Source organism: Neisseria sp. P0009.S007 (assembly GCF_051962515.1).
Genome location: NZ_JBQCVF010000701.1, coordinates 1 through 863, shown reverse-complemented (window position 1 = coordinate 863; position 863 = coordinate 1). Strand labels below are relative to the sequence as shown.

1 protein-coding gene and 1 pseudogene are annotated in these 863 nt (G+C 53.7%); both read left to right on the top strand.

Annotation, left to right across the window (positions count from 1 at the left end):
- A pseudogene (locus tag ACTHS3_RS15790) lies at positions 1–147 on the top strand (DMT family transporter); the annotation flags it as partial.
- Positions 148–199: 52 nt separating this feature from the next.
- Positions 200–863, top strand: a 664-nt coding sequence (locus ACTHS3_RS15785) for an aminotransferase class III-fold pyridoxal phosphate-dependent enzyme (protein WP_440368480.1), incomplete at its 3' end; no start/stop codon positions are given.

The window sequence follows — 863 nt, the reverse complement described above, 5'->3', positions numbered from 1 at the left end:
GCGGCGTACATCACTTTGGTGCCGGTATTCGGTATTTTGTGTTCCGCTTGGTTTTTGGGCGAGGCATTGCATGTTTCCTTGGTTGCCGGCTGTTTGGCGGCAGTAGGCGGATTGGCGTTGATGCAGTACGGAAGACGTGCCGTCTGAAATAGGAAATATGTTATATAATAATGAAACTAATCAAACCATTGTTTTAAACATGTCTGAACATTCCTCCCTACTCGATTTCGACCGCGCCCATCTGCTCCATCCCTATACATCCATGACCGATCCGTTGCCTGTTTATCCGGTGCGCCGAGCGGAGGGCGTGCACATCGAATTGGCGGACGGAACGCGGCTGATTGACGGGATGTCGTCTTGGTGGTGTGCGATACACGGCTACAATCATCCCGTTTTGAATCAGGCGGTTGAGGCGCAGATTAAGCAGATGTCGCATGTGATGTTCGGCGGTTTGACGCACGAGCCGGCGGTGGAACTGGGCAAGTTGTTGGTCGGGATTTTGCCGCAGGGGCTGGACCGTATTTTTTATGCGGATTCGGGTTCGGTTTCGGTGGAAGTTGCGTTGAAAATGGCAGTGCAGTACCAGCAGGCGCGGGGTTTGACGGCGAAGCAGAATATTGCGACGGTGCGGCGCGGGTATCACGGCGATACTTGGAACGCGATGTCCGTTTGCGATCCGGAAACGGGGATGCATTATATTTTCGGCAGTGCTCTGCCGCAGCGTTATTTTGTCGATAATCTGAAAAGCCGTTTCGACGATGAATGGGACGAGGCAGATTTGCAGCATGTCCGCGCCTTGTTTGAAGCGCATCATGCGGATATCGCCGCCTTTATTTTAGAGCCGGTCGTGCAGGGCGCGGGCG